13 protein-coding genes are annotated in these 17,011 nt (G+C 65.5%); 9 read left to right on the top strand and 4 right to left on the bottom strand.

Translation table 11 applies throughout. From position 1 onward, the window contains the following. Positions 1-33: 33 nt before the first annotated feature. A complete protein-coding gene (locus AC5Y5W_RS09380) occupies positions 34-1,293 on the top strand; it encodes a cytochrome P450 (RefSeq protein ID WP_500010359.1) in 1,260 nt (419 codons plus the stop codon). A gap of 4 nt (positions 1,294-1,297) precedes the next feature. Here AC5Y5W_RS09380 and AC5Y5W_RS09375 read toward each other — a convergent pair whose 3' ends face one another. Next, positions 1,298-2,128 carry an SIR2 family NAD-dependent protein deacylase gene (locus AC5Y5W_RS09375; protein WP_500010358.1) on the bottom strand — a complete coding sequence of 277 codons (831 nt, stop codon included), beginning with the start codon at positions 2,126-2,128 and terminating at the stop codon, positions 1,298-1,300. Positions 2,129-2,148: 20 nt separating this feature from the next. After that, on the bottom strand, positions 2,149-2,688 hold the full coding sequence (locus AC5Y5W_RS09370; protein WP_500010357.1) for a cysteine hydrolase family protein: 540 nt from the start codon (positions 2,686-2,688) through the stop codon (positions 2,149-2,151). Between the two features lie 537 nt (positions 2,689-3,225). Here AC5Y5W_RS09370 and AC5Y5W_RS09365 point away from each other — a divergent pair. The 3 genes from AC5Y5W_RS09365 to AC5Y5W_RS09355 are packed head-to-tail and all read left to right on the top strand — an operon-like array spanning position 3,226 to position 7,691. Then, positions 3,226-4,416: a PPE family protein, SVP subgroup gene (locus AC5Y5W_RS09365; RefSeq protein ID WP_500010356.1), complete on the top strand. Its 1,191-nt coding sequence runs from the start codon at positions 3,226-3,228 to the stop codon at positions 4,414-4,416. 3 nt (positions 4,417-4,419) lie between these two features. After that, on the top strand, positions 4,420-5,595 hold the full coding sequence (locus AC5Y5W_RS09360) for a PPE family protein (protein WP_500010355.1): 1,176 nt from the start codon (positions 4,420-4,422) through the stop codon (positions 5,593-5,595). 53 nt (positions 5,596-5,648) lie between these two features. Further along, the gene (locus AC5Y5W_RS09355) at positions 5,649-7,691 is read left to right on the top strand and encodes an NAD(+) synthase (protein ID WP_500010354.1); all 2,043 of its coding nucleotides are present in this window, start codon (positions 5,649-5,651) and stop codon (positions 7,689-7,691) included. 75 nt (positions 7,692-7,766) lie between these two features. Here the strand turns inward: AC5Y5W_RS09355 and AC5Y5W_RS09350 are convergent, their stop codons facing one another. Next, positions 7,767-8,579, bottom strand: coding sequence for an enoyl-CoA hydratase/isomerase family protein (locus AC5Y5W_RS09350; RefSeq protein WP_500010353.1), 813 nt, complete (start codon positions 8,577-8,579; stop codon positions 7,767-7,769). Further along, positions 8,580-9,443, bottom strand: a complete 864-nt coding sequence (locus tag AC5Y5W_RS09345) for a PfkB family carbohydrate kinase (RefSeq protein WP_500010352.1) — start codon at positions 9,441-9,443, stop codon at positions 8,580-8,582. Between the two features lie 97 nt (positions 9,444-9,540). Between AC5Y5W_RS09345 and AC5Y5W_RS09340 the strand changes: the two genes are divergently transcribed. The 5 genes from AC5Y5W_RS09340 to AC5Y5W_RS09320 are packed head-to-tail and all read left to right on the top strand — an operon-like array spanning position 9,541 to position 16,765. Beyond that, entirely contained in the window at positions 9,541-11,718 is a 2,178-nt protein-coding gene (locus AC5Y5W_RS09340) for an adenylate/guanylate cyclase domain-containing protein (RefSeq protein WP_500010351.1), read from the top strand. Continuing rightward, positions 11,715-13,118 (top strand): mechanosensitive ion channel family protein, encoded by a 1,404-nt coding sequence (locus tag AC5Y5W_RS09335; protein ID WP_500010350.1) that lies wholly within the window; start codon positions 11,715-11,717, stop codon positions 13,116-13,118. Before AC5Y5W_RS09340 ends, AC5Y5W_RS09335 begins: the two co-directional genes overlap by 4 nt. A gap of 58 nt (positions 13,119-13,176) precedes the next feature. Then, positions 13,177-14,424, top strand: a complete 1,248-nt coding sequence (locus tag AC5Y5W_RS09330) for a glutamate-5-semialdehyde dehydrogenase (protein ID WP_500010349.1) — start codon at positions 13,177-13,179, stop codon at positions 14,422-14,424. 11 nt (positions 14,425-14,435) lie between these two features. Then, positions 14,436-15,320 carry an AAA family ATPase gene (locus AC5Y5W_RS09325; RefSeq protein ID WP_499884361.1) on the top strand — a complete coding sequence of 295 codons (885 nt, stop codon included), beginning with the start codon at positions 14,436-14,438 and terminating at the stop codon, positions 15,318-15,320. Further along, positions 15,317-16,765 (top strand): vWA domain-containing protein, encoded by a 1,449-nt coding sequence (locus AC5Y5W_RS09320; RefSeq protein WP_500010451.1) that lies wholly within the window; start codon positions 15,317-15,319, stop codon positions 16,763-16,765. The genes AC5Y5W_RS09325 and AC5Y5W_RS09320 overlap by 4 nt, the downstream gene beginning before the upstream one ends. The last annotated feature ends 246 nt before the right edge of the window (positions 16,766-17,011 follow it).

Genomic DNA, 17,011 nt, shown 5'->3' with positions numbered 1-17,011 from the left:
GTGATCCGAGTCATAGCCCACGAAGGACCCACCATGACTGCGACATCAGCCACTATCCGCAGCTACGACCCGATCGACTTGTCCTCGCGGGCCTTCTGGACCACCACCGCCGCCGACCGCGAGCGCTCGTTCGCCGTGCTACGGGCAGAACGGCCGGTGAGCTGGCATCCACCGGTCGAAGACGCGATGCTCAACGACCCCGACGACCCCGGTTATTGGGCGATCACCCGGCACGCCGACATCGTCACGGTGAGCCGCACCAACGAGGTCTTCTTGTCCGGCAAGGGCGTGATGTTCGAGAACTTTCCCGAAGAGTTGCTCGAAAGCACGCAGTCCTTCCTGGCCATGGACCCGCCCCGGCACACCAAGCTGCGCAAGCTGGCCAGTGCCGCGTTCACCCCTCGGCAGGTCAGGCGCATCGAGGATTCGATCAAAGCCGCCGCCAAGACCATCGTCGAGGAATTGCGGGCCGCCGGCAGTGGCGCCGACTTCGTCGAGCACTGCGCCAAGGAACTGCCGCTGCGCACGCTGTCGGACATGATGGGCATCCCGGATTCCGAGCGCGAGCAGGTCGCGCATCACGCCGATGCCCTGGTGTCGATCAACGATCCGATTTATCTCGACGGGCGCAACCCGATGCAGGTCATGTTCGAAGGCGTGACGTATTTGCACCAAGTCGCCGGCAGGCTGGCCGCCGAGCGACGCGAACACCCCGGCGACGACCTGTTCAGCAGCCTGGTGAACGCCGAGGTCGACGGTGATCGGCTGACCGATGGCGACGTGTCCGCGTTCTTTGTGTTGCTCGCCGTGGCCGGTAACGACACCACCCGGCAGACCACCAGCCATGCCCTCAAGGCGCTCACCGAGTTCCCGGAGCAGCGAGCGTGGCTGCTGGAGGATTTCGACAACCGCATCGGCATGGCGGTCGAGGAGTTCATCCGCTACGCCACGCCGGTGATGACCTTCCGGCGCACGGCCGCAACCGATTACGAGTTGGGTGGCCAGACCATTCGGGCCGGCGAGAAGGTGGCGATGTTCTATGCCTCCGGCAACTGGGACGACGCGGTGTTCGACCACCCCGAGCGCTTCGACTTGAGCCGAGACCCCAACCCGCACGTCGGTTTTGGCGGCGGCGGCCAACACTACTGCCTGGGCACCCATGTGGCTCGGGCGCAATTGCGCGCCATCGTCGGCGAGTTGCTCCGGCAGCTACCGGATATCGCCGCCGGAACGCCGGACTATCTGGCGGGCAACTTCATCCACGGCATCCGCCAAATGGCGTGCACGTTCTGACGCGTTAGAGCACCGCGCTCGGCATCAACTCGGCGGCAAGCAGGGTCAGCAATTCCGAGCAGCCGCCGTCGACTTTGACCGCGGCCAGATCGTCACCTCGGGTGCCTCCGCGGTTGACGATGGCGATCGGGATGCCGCGCGCGGCTGCGTGCCGCACGAAGCGGTAGCCGGAGAAGACGGTCAGCGACGATCCGGCCACCAACAGCGCATCGGCGTCGTCGAGCAGTGAATAAGCCTGGGCGACACGGTCTTTCGGAACGTTTTCGCCGAAGTAGACGATGTCGGGTTTGAGCATGCCCCCGCAGCAACAATCGAGGTATCGAAAGGAATCGGTTTCGACGACGACGGCGTCCGCGTCGGGAGCGACCGCCAATCCACCGACGGACTCGGCCCGTTCGATGAAGCCCGGGTTGAGTGCCTCCAGCTTGTCGGCCAGCGCTGCACGACTCATGGTTTGTCCGCAACTCAGGCACACCACCTGGGCGTAGCTGCCGTGCAGGTTGATCACCACCGTGCTACCGGCCTTGGTGTGCAGCAAATCGACATTTTGGGTGATCACTCCGATGACCGCGCCGGCCCGCTCCAGCGCGGCCAGTGCCCGATGCCCGGCGTTGGGCAGGGTGGTGTCCATGTGCCGCCAGCCCACGTGATTGCGGGCCCAATAGCGCTGCCGAAACGTCGGGTCGCCGACGAACTGCCGGATCGTCATCGGATTGCTGGGCGGGGAATCCGGCCCGCGGTAGTCGGGGATACCCGAATCGGTGGACAGCCCGGCGCCCGTCAACACCGCCACCCGGCGACCGGCCAGCGTCGCGACCAGCTCGGGGGTTTCCACCCGTCCGACACTACGTCCGATCAGTCCAGGCAGTCCGCGGCCGAGGTCAACTCGGCATCCATATTCGATTCCATCATCTTCAGCGCCGCCGCACCCAACTCGGCGTCGATGTGCGCCACGGTGTCGGTGGGTATCACGACCGGGATGTGGCGCACGAACGCGTCCAGCGCGCTGTAGAGGATGCATTGCTCGGTGACCTGCCCGGTAAGGATCAAACTCTTGGTGCCCAGCCGGCTGAGCAGATACTCCAGCGGAGAGGCGTAGAAGACGCTGTGTCGGACTTTGGTCACCATCCGGCAGCCCGGTCGCGGAAGAATCGGTTCCACCAGATCCGGGCGCGCGCCGCCCAGTGCCGAGTCGACGATGTCGGAGAATTCTGCGGTGAAATCACCGTAGTTGTCGTTGACATAGACCAGGTCGACGTCGTCGCGCTGACGCACCCGCCGAATCAGGTCGGCCAGCGGCTCGACGATCTTTTCCACATTCGGAGTCAGCAGTTCGGCGTCGGGATGCTCATAGCTGTTCAGCATGTCGACGACGAGCACGGCGGTGTCGCTCATGAGGTCTTGATACCCCATCGGGGACCGTTGACACCGGCCGGGTGAAACGTCGTCGACCCTTTAGGATCAGCCAGATCGAAACTCGTGGCGGCCTTTGCCCAGGTTGCTCGCCGGCCGGCAACCTGCAATTCACCTGATCGACACGTACATCTACCACGCAGGTTGTTCACAGGCCACCGTCAGCCCAACCCTACACAGTTTGCTGGCGGCCAGCGTTTGTGCGCCGGCTTCGATGATTGCCGACCGTTGTCGGGTCTTAACGTCACGTATGGTCCGGTTGACTGCAGTTATCGCGTGCTTGCCTCTCCGAACCGTGCGGTTGAGCGGATTGGTTGCCGCAGAACGAAACTCGACCGCCTTAGCTGGATGGAGCTTGGTAGTCACGAAGCCCTGACGTCCGGACGGATTGTCGCTCGCGTCGCGAACGCGGGCGCCGACGCGCGCCGCAGATCCGCGGCGCTCGCGCAAGTTTTATGCCGAACTGTTTGCAACTTGGCGCCATCGGGCCTCTCGACATGGCTGAGAAGGGGAATGCTGATGCTGGATTTCGGGGCGCTGCCTCCCGAGGTCAACTCGAGCAGGATGTACGCCGGTGCGGGTTCGGGGCCGATGATGGCCGCGGCTTCGGCGTGGGATGCCCTCGCCGTCCAATTGGAATCGGTTTCGCGCGGTTACGAGGCGACGATCTCAGGACTGCTCGGCGACGGCTGGTCGGGAAGTGCATCGAATGCCATGGCCGCCGCGGCCGCGCCATACGTGGCCTGGATGACGACAGCCGGCGCGCAGGCCGAGGAGGCGGCCAGCCGGGCTCGGGCGGCGGCGGCTGCCTACGAGAGCGCGTTCGCCGCAACGGTGCCGCCGGCGCTCGTCACCGCGAACCGCACGCAGTTGACGAACTTGGTGGCAACCAACATCTTCGGGCAAAACACCACACAGATCGCGGCCACCGAGGGCGCCTACGCCGAGATGTGGGCGCAGGATGCCGCCGCGATGTACGGCTATGCCGCGTCCTCATCGACGGCGACGACGCTGACGCCGTTCAGCGAGCCGCCGCAGACCACGAACCTCGCAGGGCAATCAAACCAGGCAACTGCGGTAGCGCAGGCGATGGCCAACTCGACCGCCACCCGGTCTCAGGCCACCTTGTCGCAATTCATGTCGGCGGTTCCGCAGCAGCTGCAAAGCCTTGGATCCGGGCCTTCGACCTCAGCCGCGTCGGGTGCGTCATCGATACTCACCGGCTTCAGTAACTTCAATACTCTTACCGGACCCATCAGCCTCGGCGCGGGCCTGAGCCGCACATTCACGTCGGCGGGAAGCTTCGCGACTGGGGCTTTGCGGGCGCAGATCCAAGCGGCCGGCGACCTGCCCGTCGCGGCGACTCAGGGCGTCACCGTCGGGGCGAAGTCGTTGGCCACAGACGCCGTTCGCAGCGCGGTGCTTGCCAATATGGGTCGCGCGGCACCCATCGGCGGTTTGTCGGTCCCACAGAGCTGGGCTTCGGCAACACCGGTGGCCAGCGCCGTCGAACAGCCGCTGTGGATGTCCGAAATGGATCTCGGGGCCGCCGCGCCATTGGAGGAGACGGCAGCGACGGGAACGGCCGCCGGGGCTCCGGTTGCCGGCGTGGGCCCGATGGCGGGCATGTTGGCGCGTCACTCGGTCAGCAGCGTCTTGCGGGTCGCGCCGCGCCGCTTCAAGATGCCCCGTCCGTCCCTCGGCGGATAGCCGGTGCTGGATTTCGGGGCGCTGCCGCCCGAGGTCAATTCGGCCAGAATGTATGCCGGCCCGGGCTCAGGGCCGATGATGGCGGCGGCGTCGGGCTGGGATGCCCTTGCCGGACAATTAGATTCGTACGCCGCCGGTTACTTTTCGGCTGTCTCGGAGCTGCACGGCCAGAGTTGGTCAGGTGAGGCATCCAACGCAATGACTGGTGCGGCCGCACCGTTTGTGGCCTGGCTGACGACAACGGCGGCACAGGCTGAGCAGGCAGCCGGGCAGGCTCGGGCGGCGGCGGCCGCTTATGAGGCGGCATTTGTGGCAACGGTCCCGCCACCGGTCGTTGCCGCCAACCGCCTTCAGTTGGCGACGCTGGTCGCCACGAATTTCTTCGGGCAAAACACGCCGGCGATTGCGGCCACCGAGGCCGCCTACGCCGAAATGTGGGCGCAGGATGCCGCCGCCATGTACGGCTATGCCGCCGCCTCGTTGGCAGCGAGCGTGTTGACCCCGTTCAGCGAGCCTCCGCAGACCACGAACCCCACCGGGCAGTCCGCCCAAGCCGCCGCGGTCGTTCACGCCGTGGGCACCGCAACCGCCGAGCAGGCGCAGACGACACTGCCACAGCTGCAAAGCCTGGCATCCGGGGCGTCCGTGAACGCGTCCGCGGGCGTGGCGTCAAGCCCGATCGTGACCGCCTTCAGCACGTTCAATACCCTTGCCGGGCCCATAACTCCGGTCTGGCAGGTGGCCTACTCGGTGTTCTCGGCTGGAAACTACGGGGTAGGGCAGCGTTTGCTCGACCTCCAGGCGGCCAAGGCTGCCGGCAAGGGCGCCACACACGCCGTCACGGCCGCGGCCACGGCGCCGGCGACTGGAGCAGTCCGCGGTGAGGTGCTCGCTGGCATGAACACCGCCGATCGGGTGGGCAAATTGTCGGTTCCGCAGGGCTGGGCCACGGCCACTCCGGCGGCTGGCCCCGTCGCTGAGCCGCTGGGCGCGACGAGCACGGCCTTTCGGGCGCTACCGGCGTGGGCGGCCAACCCGGCGACGGGCACGTCGGGCGGGACGCCGCCGCCGGGTGTTCTTGGGCCGATGGCCAACACCGCCGAGCGTCGCACCGGCAACGCCGTGTTCCGCATGAGAGACCGACGCTACAAAATTCCCCGTCCTGCCGTCGGCGGATAACCTCGCGCCCCGCTGATGCATAGCGAGGTCGGCCACAGGGCAATATGAAGACGATGGACTTCTACAACATTTACCGGCAGGGGTTCTTCCGCGTCGCCGCGTGCACCCATCACACGACGATCGCCGACCCGGCGGCCAACGCGGACTCGGTGCTGCGGATCGCCCGTGAGTGCCACGACGACGGTGTCGGGCTGGCCGTCTTCCCGGAGTTGACGCTGTCGGGCTACTCCATCGAGGACATCCTGCTCCAAGACGTCCTGCTGGATGCGGTCGAGAACGCGGTACTCGACATCGTGGTGGCCTCCTCCGACCTGTCGCCGGTCCTGGTCGTCGGGGCGCCGCTGCGCAACCGGCACCGGATCTACAACACGGCCGTCGTCATCCACCGCGGGGTGGTGCTCGGTGTGGTGCCCAAGTCGTACCTGCCCACCTATCGGGAGTTCTACGAGCAGCGGCAGATCGCAGCCGGAGACGACGAGCGCGGCACTGTCTGGATCGGCGACATGCAGGCCCCGTTCGGCCCCGACTTGTTGTTCGCGGCATCTGATGTGCCCGACTTCGTGCTGCACGTCGAAATCTGTGAGGACATGTTCGTACCGGTTCCGCCGAGCGCCGAAGCTGCGCTGGCCGGCGCGACGGTGCTGGCCAACCTGTCCGGCAGCCCGATCACGATCGGTCGCGCCGAGGACCGCTGCCTGCTGGCCCGCTCGGCATCGTCGCGGTGTCTGGCCGCGTACGTGTATGCCGCTGCCGGAGAAGGGGAGTCGACCACCGACCTGGCGTGGGACGGGCAGACCATGATCTGGGAGAACGGGGTGCTGCTCGCTATGTCGGAGCGGTTCCCCAAAGGTGAACGCCGGTCGGTCGCCGACCTCGACATCGAACTGCTGCGCTCCGAACGGCTGCGGATGGGCACGTTTGACGACAACCGGCGCCACCACCGCGATACGGCCGAGTCGTTCCGGCGCATCGAGTTTCGGCTGGATCCGCCAATTGGTGACCTCGGGCTGCAGCGCGCGGTCGAGCGGTTTCCGTTCGTGCCGTCCGATCCCAACCGGCTGGAGCAGGATTGCTACGAGGCCTACAACATCCAGGTCGCCGGGCTTGAGCAACGCCTGCGGGCACTGGACTATCCGAAGATCGTCATCGGCATCTCCGGCGGGCTGGACTCGACGCATGCGCTGATCGTCGCCGCACGAGCGATGGACCGGGAAAACCGGCCGCGCAGCGACATCCTGGCCTTCACGCTGCCGGGATTTGCCACCGGCGATCGCACCAAGGGCAACGCGATCAGGCTGTCGCGAGCCCTGGGCGTCACATTCGAAGAGATCGACATCAGCGACACCGCCCAACTCATGCTCACCAACATGGATCATCCGTTCGCGCACGGGGAAAAGGTCTACGACGTCACGTTCGAGAACGTGCAGGCCGGGCTGCGCACCGACTACTTGTTCCGGCTGGCCAATCAGCGCGGCGGCATTGTGCTGGGCACCGGTGACCTGTCGGAGCTGGCGCTGGGCTGGTCGACATACGGTGTCGGCGACCAGATGTCGCACTACAACGTCAATGGCGGCGTGCCGAAAACGCTGATCCAGCATCTGATTCGGTGGGTGATTTCGTCTGACCAGTTCGACGAAGAGGTATGCGAAACCCTGCAGTCGGTGCTCGACACCGAAATCACACCGGAGTTAGTGCCTTCCGGTGAGGATGAGGAAATTCAGAGCAGCGAAGCGAAGGTCGGACCGTATGCGTTGCAGGACTTTTCGTTGTTTCAGATTCTGCGGTTCGGGTTCCGGCCGTCGAAGATCGCGTTTTTGGCGTGGCATGCCTGGAGCGATCCCGACTTGGGCAGCTGGCCGCCGGGTTTCCCGGAGAACAAGCGGCCCTCGTACTCACTGAGCGAGATCCGGCATTGGCTGCAGGTTTTCGTGCAACGGTTCTACTCGTTCAGCCAGTTCAAGCGCTCGGCTCTGCCTAACGGGCCCAAGGTTTCCCATGGCGGTTCGCTGTCACCGCGTGGGGACTGGCGAGCGCCGTCGGACATGTCCGCGCGGGCCTGGCTCGAGGAGATCGACCGCGAGATACCCGAAGATTAAGGCCGCTCGAGCGTCGAGTTGTCGGGCGAATCCCGCCGGTTCGCCGCAACAACTCGACGTTGGGCGCAATGGGCGTTACAGCCGGCCGTCGACTCGCAGGTCGGGGTGCACCCAGTTCGGTGACCGCCGCTCACGGAACGCCACAAAGCCCTCGACGGCCTCGGGCCCTTCGATGCTGGCCTCCATACCGATCCGGTCGTAGAGCCCGAGGTAGTTGTCCAGGCTGGCCTTGACGACCCGCCGCGCGGCTGGCGCCGTACGACACGCTTGACCGAGCACCTCGCGTGCGGCGTCCATCAACTCCTCGTGCGGCACCATCCGCGCGAGCATGCCCCACTCGACGGCCTCCGCCGCGGACAGCGTCCTCCCGGTCAGCATCAGGTCGCGAGTACGGATGGGTCCGACGATGCGGGCCAGCATTTGGCTGTAATACGTGTCGGCGATGCCGCGGTAAAGCTCCGGGACCCGAAACGTCGCGCGGTCGCTGACCACCGCGACATCGCTGCACATCGCGATCTGCAGCCCGCCGCCTTGACACAGCCCGTTGACCGCCGACACCACCGGCTTGGCGGACTTGCGCAGCGTGTCGAATGGCGTGATATCCAGCGACAGCGCCGAGCCCCACTGCATCCAGTTGTCGTCGCCGCCACCGCCGAGATCACCGCCCGGTGCGAACACGTCACCGGTGCCGGTGATCAGCAGGCCCGCCAGCTCGGCGTCGGCGTTGACATGGGTGATCGCATAACGGATGCCGAAGTACATTGCCGGCGTCATCGCGTTGCGCGCCTCGGGGCGGTCCAGCGTGACGACTCCGAACGGGCCCTCGCGGGTGAACTTCAGGAACTTCGTTCCGAGCCAGTCACCCTCGGGTGGACGTGGTGGCGACATTTAATGCTCTCCTTTGGTTTTTGCGACGACGTCATCGATAGCTTCGCCGAGCGGTCCGCAGTCGCCGGCACCGGGTACCAGCGTCGCGAGCGCACCGGCCGCACACGCGCGCCGCAACGCGTAGTCGCGGCCGGTGGCCCACCCCGCGGCCAGTACGCCCGCGAACACATCACCGGCTCCGGCGGTGTCGACGATCTCCACCGCAGGCGCCGGAACCGTGATGTCGTCGCCGCCTCCGCAGTAGCTGGCGCCGGAGGCGCCCCGGGTGACCACCCGATGCGTCACCGGCCACACCCACCGCTCGTCTTCGGACTCGTTGACGATCAACACGTCGGTGAGCTCGGCCAACTCGTCGAGGTCGGCGTGTGGGGGAGAAGCGTTGACCATGACGGTCGCCCCCGCGGAACGTGCTTCTCGGGCCGCCGCAACGGCTGTGGCCACCGCGATCTCCAGCTGAATCAACACCACATCGCAGTCGGCAACGATGGCACGCAACTCCGTCGAGTCCAGCGTCAGCTGACCGTTGGCGGCGGGCGCGACGACGATCGAGTTTTCTCCTGCGGAGTCCACGATCACGACCGCGGAACCGCTGGGTCCAGCCACAGTGAGTAGTCCGTCGGTGCCCACCCCGTTTTCGCGCAGGTGTGCGCGCAGTTGCGCGGCCGCCGCGTCGTCGCCCACCGCGCCGACGAATCGCACCCGCGCGCCGGCACGTGCCGCCGCTACCGCCTGATTGGCGCCCTTGCCGCCGGGCGTCGACCGCGCTGACGTGGCCAACACGGTTTCGCCCGGTCGCGGCAGCGAATCGACGTCGAACACGGTGTCCATATTCACGCTGCCCACCACGCACACTCGGGTTGCCATTCGGCCGACGTTATGGAGTCAGGTCTGAATGCACAACGGTCGCGTTAGTCTGCTAGGTGATCCGTGCCTCTTACGCGCACCAGCGGAAGGAAGCCGATTGACGTCGGACGAGCGAACAGCACCGCAGGGTCAGCAGGGCTCCAACCCCAGAGTCAGACGCCGCCGGTGGCTGCTTCCCCGCATGAGTATCCAATCCAAAGTCATGGTGATGCTGCTGTTGACCAGCATCGTGTCGGTGGCGGTGATCGGTGTCATCGAGTATGTATCGGGCCGCGACGCGCTGAAGACCTCGGCCTACAACCGGTTGACCGAGTTGCGGGCATCGCAAAAGCGCGCGGTGGAGACACAATTCGCAGATCTGAAGAATTCACTGGTCGTCTACAGCCGTGGTGCAACACCACTGGAAGCGCTCGAAGCGTTCACCGTCGGCTTCGATCAACTCGCGCACGCGCCAATCGACCCGGCGCAGCAACAGGCGATCGTGAACTACTACGAAGACCAAGTGATCAAGCCGACCGAGGAGGCAACCGGGGTCGAACTCGACATCGATGCGCTGCTGCCAACGTCGAACGCGCAGGAGTACCTCGAGGCCCACTACACCGCACCATCGACGCCGGATGGCGATTCGAAAAAGGGTGACGACCCCGGTGATGGCAGCGCATGGACAGCCGCCAACGTCCGCTTCAACGACTACTTCCGGGAGATCGTCAAACGCTTCGAATACCAGGATGCGCTGCTGCTGGACACCCGCGGCAACGTCGTCTACTCCTTCAACAAGGGACCTGACCTGGGTACCAATATCCTGACCGGCCCCTACCGCGACTCCAATCTGCGGGACGCATACGAAAAAGCGATGGGCGCCAACGTCGTCGACTTCGTCTGGGTCACTGATTTCCAGCCGTATCAACCGCAGCTCGGCGCGCCCACCGCATGGCTGGTGTCGCCTGTCCGCTCGGGGGGCAGGACCGAGGGTGTGCTGGCGTTGCCGTTACCGATCTCGAAGATCAACAAGATCATGACTGCCGACAAACACTGGGAAGCCGCCGGGTTGGGCAAGACGACCGAGACCTATCTAGCCGGTCCAGACAACTTGATGCGTTCGGATTCACGGCTCTTCCTTGAAGCCCCGGAAAAGTATCGACGCAAAGCAGTGGCCGCTGGCACGCCGACCAGCGTCGTCGACCAAGCGATCCAGTTAGGTGGTACGACGCTGGTGCAGCCAGTTGGCAGCGCGGGCCTTCGTGCGGCCCAGCGCGGCGAGGCCGGAATCGTCACCGGGACAGACTATTTAGGTAATCGAGAACTGGAGGCCTACGCTCCGTTGACGGTGTCGGACTCTGACTTGCACTGGTCTATCCTCGCGACCAAGGACATCTCCGAGGCCCTGTCGCGGATAGAGTCGTTTACCAAAACGATCGTATTGACCACCACCGCACTCATTTTCGTCATCTGCCTGGTGTCGGCGCTGTTGGCAAGGGTGTTTGTCCGCCCGATTCGCCGGCTGGACGCTGGAACGAAGAGGATCAGCGCGGGTGACTACGATGTCACCATCCCGGTAACATCACGCGACGAATTCGGCGACTTGACTTCGGCTTTCAATGAGATGAGCCGTAACCTGCAGATCAAAGAAGAGTTGCTCAACGAGCAGCGCAGGGAAAACGACCGGCTATTGCTGTCGTTGATGCCAGAGCCGGTCGTGCAGCGTTATCGCGAGGGTGAACAGACCATCGCGCAGGAGCACCAGGATGTCACTGTCATTTACGCCGACATCGTCGGGCTCAACGAAACATCAGGCGACGTCTCCGGCGACGAACTAGTAGGGACTGTCGACGAACTTGTCCGGCAATTCGACTCAGCGGCTGAAGCCTTGGGTGTGGAGCGAATTCGCACGTTGCACACCGGGTACCTCGCCAGTTGCGGGGTGACGACACCGCGTCTCGACAACGTGCACCGCACTGTCGAGTTCGCCCTCGAAATGCAACGCATCGTCGACCGGTTCAACAGCCAAAGTGGCCATGACCTCAGCCTTCGCGCTGGTATCAACACCGGGAGAGTCGTCAGTGGCCTGGTGGGCCGATCGAGCATCGTCTATGACATGTGGGGCGCCGCAGTAAGTTTGGCGTACCAGATGTACAGGGGCTTACCGCAGCCCGGGATCTATGTGACCTCGCAGGTATATGAACTGATGCAGGACATGCGGGAGTTCACGCCGGCCGGAAACATTGTGGTCGACGGTTCCGAGCAGCCGGTGTGGCGATTGTCGGAGCGACAATGAGCATGTTCGAGTCGCCATGGTTCTACTGGTCGATCGTTGTCGCAGCGGGCCTGCCCGTGGCGCTCATCGTGCTCGCAGAATGGCATCACGCCCTCGCCCGCAGGCAGAGCTACCTGGCCGGGCCGGTCAACCTGCTGCGCAATTACCTGTTGCCGCTCGGCGCGCTGTTGCTGCTGCTCGTCAAGGCCGTCGAAGTCCCGGCCGGAAACACCTCAATACGGCTGATCGCAACACTGTTCGGCTTCACGGTGCTGTTGCTGTTGCTGTCGGGGCTCAATGCGACGCTGTTCAAGGGCGCACCGCAAGATTCGTGGCGCAAACGCCTCCCGACCATCCTGTTCGACGTCGCCCGGCTGTTGATGATCGGCATAGGCTTGGCGCTGATCCTCTCCTACATCTGGGGCGTCCGCATCGGCGGCTTGTTCGCCGCGCTGGGCGTGACGTCAGTCGTCATCGGCCTGATGCTGCAAAACTCCGTCGGCCAGATCGTGTCAGGTCTTTTCCTGTTGTTCGAGCAACCGTTTCGGATCGGCGACTGGCTGGACACGCCGACGGCGCGCGGACGAATCGTCGAGGTGAACTGGCGCGCCGTCCATATCGAGACCGGTCGCGGACTGCAGATCATGCCGAACTCGGTGCTTGCCGGCCTGTCATTCACGAATCTGAGCCGCCCGGCCGGCGCGCATACTCTGACGATAACAACCACCTTTTCCGCGGCCGACCCACCCGACCGGGTATGCGCGGTGTTATCGCGGGTTGCCGAGGCGCTGCCGCATCCCATGGCTGACGAGTCGCCCACCTCGGTGCCCGTTGGCGAAGCCCACTACTGCACGACAATTGCGTTGCGCTCGCCTGGCGACGACGGTGCGGCCCAAGCCACATTTCTCGGTTGGCTCTGGTATGCCGCACGGCGCGAAGGGCTGCACCTCGATGGTGCCGACGACGACTTCTCGACTCCGGCACGTGTTGAGAGCGCGTTGCGAACGATGGTGGGACCGGCATTGCGGCTCAGCGAAACCGACCAACAGGCGCTCGTTCCGCACGCGAGGCTGGTCCGCTACGGCGTCAACGAGATTGTGCAGTCCATCGGCGATGTGCCCACCGGGATGACATTTGTGATCGTCGGCAGCCTCCGGTTGACGGCGACGACTGAAGACGGCTCAGTCGTTCCGGTCGACACGCTGCATGAGGGGGCATTTCTCGGGCTGACCACGTTGACCCGTCAACCGAACGTCACGAGCGCATTCGCGCTGGATGAGGTGACCGCGTTGGAGATCGACCGGGAGCATCTCGAACATCTCGTGATGCGTAAACCGGTGCTGCTACAGGACCTGGGCCGCATTATCGACGAGCGTCGCAGTAACGTTCAGCGGGCGGCTGCCGCTGAGCGGGTGCTCTGAAAGCTCGACAGCGCGACGCGCTGAGGCGCTCGCCACGGCAGCCCGATACCCTGGGGGAATGAGTCTGCAAGCACCGTCGCGCGCTGACTTGCGTCAACAGGTGCACGATGCCGCGCGCCGCGCCCGGGTGGCGGCCCGCACGCTGGCCTCGTTGCCGACCGTCGTCAAAGACCACGCGCTGCTCGCCGCGGCCGAGGCGATCGTGGCCCATGTCGACCAGGTGCTGGGCGCCAACGCCGATGACCTCAACGCCGCGCGTGCCGCCGGCACGCCGACGGCGATCCTGGATCGGTTGGCGCTGAACCCGCAGCGCATCGACGGAATCGCCGAGGGTTTGCGCCAGGTCGCCGGTCTGCCCGATCCGGTCGGCGAGGTGTTGCGCGGCTACACCCTGCCCAACGGGCTGATGCTGCGCCAGCAGCGGGTTCCGCTCGGCGTGGTCGGCATGGTCTACGAGGGCCGTCCTAACGTCACCGTCGACGCCTTCGGTTTGGCGCTCAAATCCGGCAACGCCGCACTGCTGCGCGGCAGCTCGTCGGCGGCGAACTCCAACCAGGCGCTGGTCTCGGTGCTACGCGCCGCCCTGGCCCACGAAGACCTGCCCGCCGATGCAGTCCAGCTGCTCGACAGTTCCGACCGCTCGACCGTCACCCACCTGATCCAGGCCCGCGGCCTGGTCGACGTCGTCATCCCGCGCGGCGGAGCGGGCTTGATCGAGGCGGTGGTCCGCGACGCGCACGTCCCCACCATCGAGACCGGCGTCGGCAACTGCCACGTCTACGTCGACGGCGGCGCTGACCTCGACGTCGCCGAACAGGTGCTGCTGAACTCCAAGACGCGGCGGCCCAGCGTGTGCAACGCCGCCGAGACGCTGTTGGTCGACACCGCCATCGCCGGGCAGGCGCTGCCCCGGCTGGTCGGGGCGCTGCAAGACGCCGGGGTCACCGTGCACCTGGACGCCGACGAGGACGACTTGCGTCGCGAATACCTGGCCATGGACATCGCCGTGGCGGTGGTCGACGGGGTTGACGCCGCGATCGATCACATCAACGAATACGGCACCGGACATACCGAGGCGATCGTGACCACCAATATGGCTGCCGCCCAGCGCTTTACCGAAGGAATCGATGCGGCCGCGGTAATGGTGAACGCGTCGACGGCGTTCACCGACGGTGAGCAGTTCGGTTTCGGCGCCGAGATCGGCATCTCAACCCAGAAGCTGCACGCTCGTGGCCCGATGGGGCTGCCGGAGTTGACCTCGACCAAGTGGATCGTCTGGGGAGACGGCCACACCCGTGTTCCCTAGGAGAAACCCCAGTGACTGTTCCCGCGCGGCCCATCCCGCTGTTCGCCGATATCGATGATGTCGGCCGGCGGCTGGCCGAGACCGGCTATCTGCCCGACACTGCCACCGCGACGGCCGTCTTCCTGGCCGACCGACTGGGCAAACCGCTGCTGGTCGAAGGACCCGCCGGGGTGGGCAAAACCGAGCTGGCCCGCGCCGTCGCGCAGGCCACCGGGTCGGGGCTGGTGCGTTTGCAGTGCTACGAGGGGGTGGACGAGGCCCGCGCGCTCTACGAGTGGAACCACGCCAAGCAGATCCTGCGGATTCAGGCCGGCTCCGCTGATGGGGGGGCCTGGGAGTCCACAAAATCCGACGTGTTCAGCGAGGAGTTTCTGCTGACCCGTCCGCTGCTGACCGCGATTCGGCGCACCGAGCCGACGGTTCTGCTGGTCGACGAAACCGACAAGGCCGACATCGAAATCGAGGGCCTGCTGCTGGAGGTGTTGAGCGACTTCGCGGTCACCGTCCCGGAGCTGGGGACAATCACCGCCGAGCGGGCGCCGTTCGTAGTGCTGACTTCCAACGCCACCAGGGAGCTGTCCGAGGCGCTCAAACGTCGCTGCCTGTTCCTGCACATCGATTTCCCGAGCCCGGAGTTGGAGCGGCGCATCCTGTTGTCCCGGGTTCCCGAATTGCCCGGGCACCTTGCCGACGAGTTGGTGCGGATCATCGGTGTGCTGCGCGGCATGCAGCTGAAAAAGCTGCCGTCGGTGGCCGAGACGATCGATTGGGGGCGCACGCTTTTGGCGTTGGGTCTGGACACCATCGACGACGCCACCATCGCGGCCACGCTGGGCGTCGTGCTCAAGCATCAGTCCGACCAGCACCGCGCGTCTGGCGAGTTGCGGCTCAACTGATGGCCCGCCGCGTTCGCCCCAGTCGGCCGCTGGCCCCGCACGGGCTGCCCGGCCATTTGGTGGAGTTCGTGGAAGCGCTTCGGGGTCAGGGTATTTCGGTCGGACCGTCGGAGACGGTGGACGCCGGTCGGGTGATGACGGCGTTGGGTCTGGGCGACCGGGAGGTGTTACGCGAGGGAATCGCCTGTGCGGTGCTGCGCCGCCCCGACCATCGGGAAACGTACGACGCCATGTTCGATTTGTGGTGGCCGTCGGCGCTGGGCGCGCGGGCGGTGGTGGCCGAAGAGGCGTCTGACGACGACGATCCCGACATCCAACTGCTTGCCGAAGACGTCGAAGCGATGCGGCAGATGCTGCTGGATTTGCTGGCCGAGAACACCGATCTCGCCGACATGGACGAGCGACTGGTGGCGATGATCGCCCAAATCGTGGAAGCCTACGGCAAATACAGCTCCAGTCGCGGTCCGTCCTACTCGTCGTATCAGGCGCTCAAGGCGATGGCGCTGGACCAGTTGGAGGGTCGGCTGCTGGCCGGCCTGCTGGCGCCCTACGGCGACGAGCCCACCCCGTCCCAAGAGCAGATCGCCAAAGCGCTTGCCGCGCAGAAGATCACCCAATTGCGCAAGATGGTCGACGCGGAGACCAAGCGGCGGACCGCCGAGCAGCTGGGCCGCGATCATGTGCAGATGTACGGCATCCCGCAGCTGTCCGAGAACGTCGAGTTCCTACGCGCCTCGGGTGACCAGCTGCGTCAGATGTGCCGGGTGGTGGCACCGCTGGCCCGGACGCTGGCTACCCGGCTGGCGGCCCGTCGGCGTCGCGCCCGCGCCGGGTCGATCGACCTGCGCAAGACGCTGCGCAAGTCGATGTCGACCGGCGGCGTGCCGATCGACGTGGTGTTGCGTAAACCGCGGCCGGCCCGGCCCGAATTGGTGGTGCTCTGCGATGTCTCCGGCTCGGTCGCCGGGTTCAGCCACTTCACGCTGTTGCTGGTAAATGCTTTGCGCCAACAGTTTTCCCGCGTCCGGGTCTTTGCGTTCATCGACACCACCGACGAGGTGACGCACCTGTTCGGTCCCGACGCCGATTTGGCGGTGGCGATTCAGCGGATCACCCGCGAGGCCGGTGTCTACACCCGCGACGGGCATTCGGATTACGGCAATGCGTTCGTGTCGTTCACCGAGCAGTTCCACAACGTGCTCTCGCCGCGCAGTTCGCTGCTGGTGCTTGGCGACGGCCGCACGAATTACCGCGACCCGGCCACCGACGTGCTGGCGCACATGGTGACCGCCAGCCGCCACGCACACTGGCTCAACCCCGAGCCCAAGCATCTGTGGGGCAGCGGCGATTCGGCGGTGCCGCGTTACGAAGAGGTCATCACTATGCACGAATGCCGCTCGGCCAAACAGCTGGCCGCGGTGATCGACCAACTCCTGCCGGTCTGACGTTGCCTTTTGCCGCGAGCGTGCGTGTCCCCGGCCGACACGCCGGGGTGAACGCCGTTTCTGCGCACGCTCGTCCAGTGGTTAATTCCTCGCCTGAGAGCGCGACGCTGTCCTACGGCAGGTCCGCCACGGGAATGCCCGCACGACGGAGGCGAGCCTGGCGTGGCAAGCCTTCTCGTCACCCGTTCGCGAGCGTGCGCAGAAACGGGTATGCGCGCGGCTTGAATTCAGGCGGTCGCTGCAACA

Source organism: Mycobacterium sp. NGS51 (assembly GCF_059812525.1).
Note: the sequence above shows the minus strand (reverse complement) of the source record. Positions and strands in the feature narration are given on the sequence as shown.